Genomic DNA, 4,205 nt, shown 5'->3' on the forward strand with positions numbered 1-4,205 from the left:
GGCGCAGGCTGGGGGCGGAGGTGCTGACCATGTGGGCCTTTTTGCGCAGGGTGTTTGGCGGGCGGCGGCGCGGGGAGGCCGCCGACCTTTCGGAGTTTGCCGCGTTGCTGGACTGGGCACCACCGCCGCGGGAGACCACGGCCACGCGGGCGGCGATGATCGAACGGTTGACCCGGAGGCTGGCGGTGGAGGCGCTGCGGCGGCCTTCGTGCGTGTCGCCCGACCCGGAGGCCACGCTGCGCGCGCTCATTGGCGAGATCGACGCGGCGCTTTCGGCCCAGGTGAACGAAATCCTCGCCCACCCCGAGATGCGGGCGCTGGAGCGGGCCTGGCGCGGGCTGGCCGGGCTGGCGCGGCAGCTGCCGCCGGGCGGGTTGGTGCAGCTTCGGGTGCTCGACGTGGCGGAGAACGAGCTAGACGCAGCGGCTGAGCGGCTTAAGGCGCTGCTCTTCGACGGTGTGTACGCCACCCCCGGCGCAGCGCCCGTTGCCGTGCTGGTGGTGGACCGGGCCTTCGATCATCGTGACGCACCCCGCCTTGCCGCGCTGGCCCGGCTCGGCGCCGCCTGCCAGATGCCGGTGCTCACGCAGGCGGCGTTGACGCTGTTCGAAGGCGGGACGGCGCCGCGCGGGGAGGTGCTGGAAACTGCCTTCGACGGGCCGGAGCACGCAGGCTGGCGGGCGCTGCGGGACAGGCCGGAGAGCCGCTATCTCTGCCTCGGCCTGCCCGGCCTTCTTGGCCGCCTGCCCTGGGGTGACAGGACTGCCCCGGTCGAGGCTTTCGTCTTCGAAGAGGCCGGCCCGCCCTGCTGGGTCAACCCGGCTCACGCCTTGGCAGCCAACATCGCTCGTTCCGTCGCGGTGCATGGCTGGGCCACCGAGATTCGCGGGCAGGAGGGCGGTGGGCTGGTGGAGTGGCTGCCGCAGACCGGGGCGGCGGGGCTTTCGCCCGTCGAGGTCAATCTGGACGAACGGCAGGAGGCGCATCTGGCGCGGCTCGGACTGGCGGCAGCGTTGAGGTGCAAGGGGCAAATGGCGGCCTGCTTCTTCGGCGCGCAGACGCTCGCGCTGCCGCCCGATGGGGACGCGCGGGTTCTCAGCCGCCTGCCCTACCTGCTCTTCGCCACCCGCTATGCCCAGCACGTGATGCGGATGGCCGCCGATGCGCCCGAGGGCGAGGCAGCGGAGCGCTTCGAGGCGCGGGTGCGCGGCTGGTTCGCCGGGCAAGTGCGGGCGGATATCGGGGCGATGACCGCCGAGGAGATGGCGCGCCATCCGTTGCAGGCGGTGAGTTTCGACATCGCGCCGGGAGAGGCCACAAGAACACGGCTGGTGATGACACCGGGGCACAGGCTGGAGGGCGGGGCCAGCCCGGTGCCGCTGGAGCTGACCTTGCCGTTCAAAGCGCACCAGCCGCCGCCGAGCGCCAGACAAAACATGTAATGCGCCGCAAGGCGCTCAACTGGATCGCGTCAGGCCTCAGGCGGCAGGCTTGCGATAGAGCGAAACATGCATCCGGCTGTCGGCGGTGAAGGGCTCGCGTGCCCAGCCGCCCCAGCGGTGCTCCAACCTGAGGCCGGCGAGGCGGGCCATCAGGTCGATCTCGGGCGGGGCGGCCACGCGCATGACCAGCGGTACCAGGCGGTTGCCTTCGGCGCGGATGTGGATGCGCTGCATGTCGAGGCGTTGGTTCACCGCGTCCCATGTGGCGGCCTCGATCACGGCGCTCTCCATGTCCATCGCCTTGGTGGAAACGCGCTGGCCGTCTGTGAACCCGGCGAGGTCGGGCACGAAGGCTTCGACCAGGAAGCTGCCGCCCGGCTCCAGGTGTCGCGCGGCGTTGGCGAAGAGGCGCACCTGCGCCTCCTGCGTGGTGAGGTTGAAGAGCGTGTTGAAGACGAGGAAGGCATGGGAAAACTCGCCCGGCACCCGGGCCTCGGCCATGTCGCCCAGAACCACCTCCAGCGCCTCCCCGCCCGGCTTGGCGCGCAGCTTCTCGACCATCTCGGGCGCGCCTTCGATGCCCGCCACGACGTGCCCGCGTGCGGCCAGCTGCAGGGCGACGCGCCCGGTGCCGATGGCGAATTCCAGCACCCTTCCCTGCCCCGCCAGCACAGAGATAAGCGCGACGCTGTCTTCCAGTGTGTCCGGGAATGTGCCTTCGTCGTAGCCCTCGGCGTTGAGCGCGCCAAACGTGGCTTCGTCGAAGGTGAGGCTCACGCCCAGTCCCAGGGGCGGGTGAAGCTGCCGAGGGCTTCGGCCACCCTGGCCTCGTCGGTCTGGCCGGTTTTCTTCAGCTTGGCGACGAGCCCGCGCTTCTTGTCTTCCACCACCTCGGCCACCTCGGCCCCGGTGCCCTTGAGCGCCTCATTATAGACCCGGGTGATCGCCATGCGCCGCAGGTCGGGCTTGAAGACCTTGCCAACGGCGGTCTTGGGCAGTTCAGGCAGCACCTCGAGATACTTCGGATAGGCGGCGCGCTCGTGGATGCGTTCGTTGGCGAAGTCGATCAGCTCCTGCTCGGTGACATTGGCCCCCGAGACCAGTTCGACATAGGCGCAGGGCAGCTCGCCCGAGTGGGCATCGGGCTGGCCGATGGCCCCGGCGAAGGCCACCGCCTCGTGCCCGGCTAGCGCATCTTCGATTTCCGCCGGGTCGATGTTGTGCCCGCCGCGAATGATGAGATCCTTGGCGCGGCCGGTGATCCAGAGGTAGCCGTCTTCGTCGATGCGCCCGAGATCGCCGGTGCGCAGGTAGATGTCGTGGTGGAAGAGTTTGTGGTTCTTGTCTTCCTCCGTGTAGGTCGAGCCGGGGAAGACGCCGGGCGACGACACGCAGATCTCGCCCACCTCGTCGGTGCCGCATTCGGAGGGGCCATCCGGCCCGTCGCGCAGGATTTTCACCTCGGTGTAGGGGAAGGGCAGGCCCACGGAGCCGATCTTCTTTTCGCCCGAGGGCGGGTTGCAGGAGACGAGGCAGGTGCATTCGGTCAGCCCGTAGCCCTCGACCACCTCGACGCCGGTGGCCTTTTCGAAGCGGTTGAAGAGCTCGACGGGCAGCGGCGAGGAGCCGGAGAAAGCGGTTTTGACGGTGCTCACGTCGGCATTCACCGGGCGCTGCATCAGGGCCGAGAGCGCGGTGGGCACGGTGATGATGAAGCTGACCTTCCAGCGCTCGATCAGCTTCCAGAAGTTGTCGAACACCCCGTCGCCCCGGTAGCCCGCGGGGGTGGGGAAGATCACGTGCATCCCGCTCGCCACAGCGGCCATGAAGATGACGTGGCAGGCGAAGACGTGGAACAGCGGCAGCGGGCAGAGCACGTTGTCCTGCTCGGTGAAGAGCAGCTCGTGGCCGATCCAGCCGTTGTAGACCATGCCCGACACCTTGTGCTGCGCCACCTTGGGCATGCCGGTGGTGCCGCCGGTGTGGAAATAGGCCGCCACCCTGTCTTCCTTCGGGTCGGGGAATTCCAGCGCATCGGGGCGCTGCTTGGCCAGCTCGGTGTTGAAATCCATCACGTTGGCGTGGTGGCCGTGGTCCACCTTGGGGCGGATGAAGGGGATGATCCATTTCTTCAGCCCGGTGACGTAGCGCAGCAGGTCGACTTCGAGCACCGTGGTGACATTGGGCGCGTGCTTGACCGCCTCGGCGGCCTTCTGGGCCACGTCGGACTTGGGGAAGCTCTTCATCGTCACCAGCACCTTGGCGCCGGTCTGGCGCAGGATGGCGGCGATATGATCGGGCTCCAGCAGCGGGTTGATCGGGTTGACGATGCCCGCCACCGCGCCGCCCAGAAGCGTCACCACGGTTTCATTGGCATTGGGCAGCAGGTAGGCGACGGTATCGTTCTCGCCCACACCGAGGGAGCGGAAGAGGTTGGCAGCCTGCGTCGTCTTGGCGTGCAGCTCGTTCCAGGTGAGGGTTTCGGCATGGGCGCCGGGATCGGAGAAGATCTGGTAGCTGAGGGCCGGGCGCGCACCGTGCTTGGCCTTGGTGGCCGAGATGAACTCGTAGATCGTGGCGGGCATGCCCCGCTCTTCCCAGGTCATCTGGTTCTCGATCGCGCGCAGATCGGCGGTGCTCTGAAAGCTCATGGTCGTCCTCCCCGTCATGGCGGGCCGTTGCGCCGGCCTCGTCCAGTGGCGGGAGTGTGAGCGAGAGGCGGCGCGGGATCAAGCGCGATGGGGGTGTGACGTGGGTTTGCGG

At 68.6% G+C, this 4,205-nt stretch carries 3 protein-coding genes; 1 reads left to right on the forward strand and 2 read right to left on the reverse strand.

Annotated elements, in window-relative coordinates; translation table 11 throughout:
* A partial coding sequence (locus tag DYI42_RS23300; RefSeq protein WP_213549429.1) for a type VI secretion system contractile sheath domain-containing protein occupies positions 1-1,442 on the forward strand: 1,442 nt, incomplete at its 5' end.
* A 36-nt stretch (positions 1,443-1,478) separates the two neighbouring features.
* Here the strand turns inward: DYI42_RS23300 and DYI42_RS23305 are convergent.
* Together DYI42_RS23305 and DYI42_RS23310 are read right to left on the reverse strand one after the other, a co-directional pair.
* Positions 1,479-2,219, reverse strand: a complete 741-nt coding sequence (locus DYI42_RS23305; RefSeq protein WP_213549430.1) for a class I SAM-dependent DNA methyltransferase — start codon at positions 2,217-2,219, stop codon at positions 1,479-1,481.
* Positions 2,216-4,093, reverse strand: a complete 1,878-nt coding sequence (locus tag DYI42_RS23310) for an acyl-CoA synthetase (protein WP_213549431.1) — start codon at positions 4,091-4,093, stop codon at positions 2,216-2,218. Before DYI42_RS23310 ends, DYI42_RS23305 begins: the two co-directional genes overlap by 4 nt.
* Between the last annotated feature and the right edge of the window lie 112 nt (positions 4,094-4,205).

This window comes from Vannielia litorea, assembly GCF_018424695.1.
Classification (GTDB): Bacteria; Pseudomonadota; Alphaproteobacteria; order Rhodobacterales; family Rhodobacteraceae; genus Vannielia; species Vannielia litorea_A.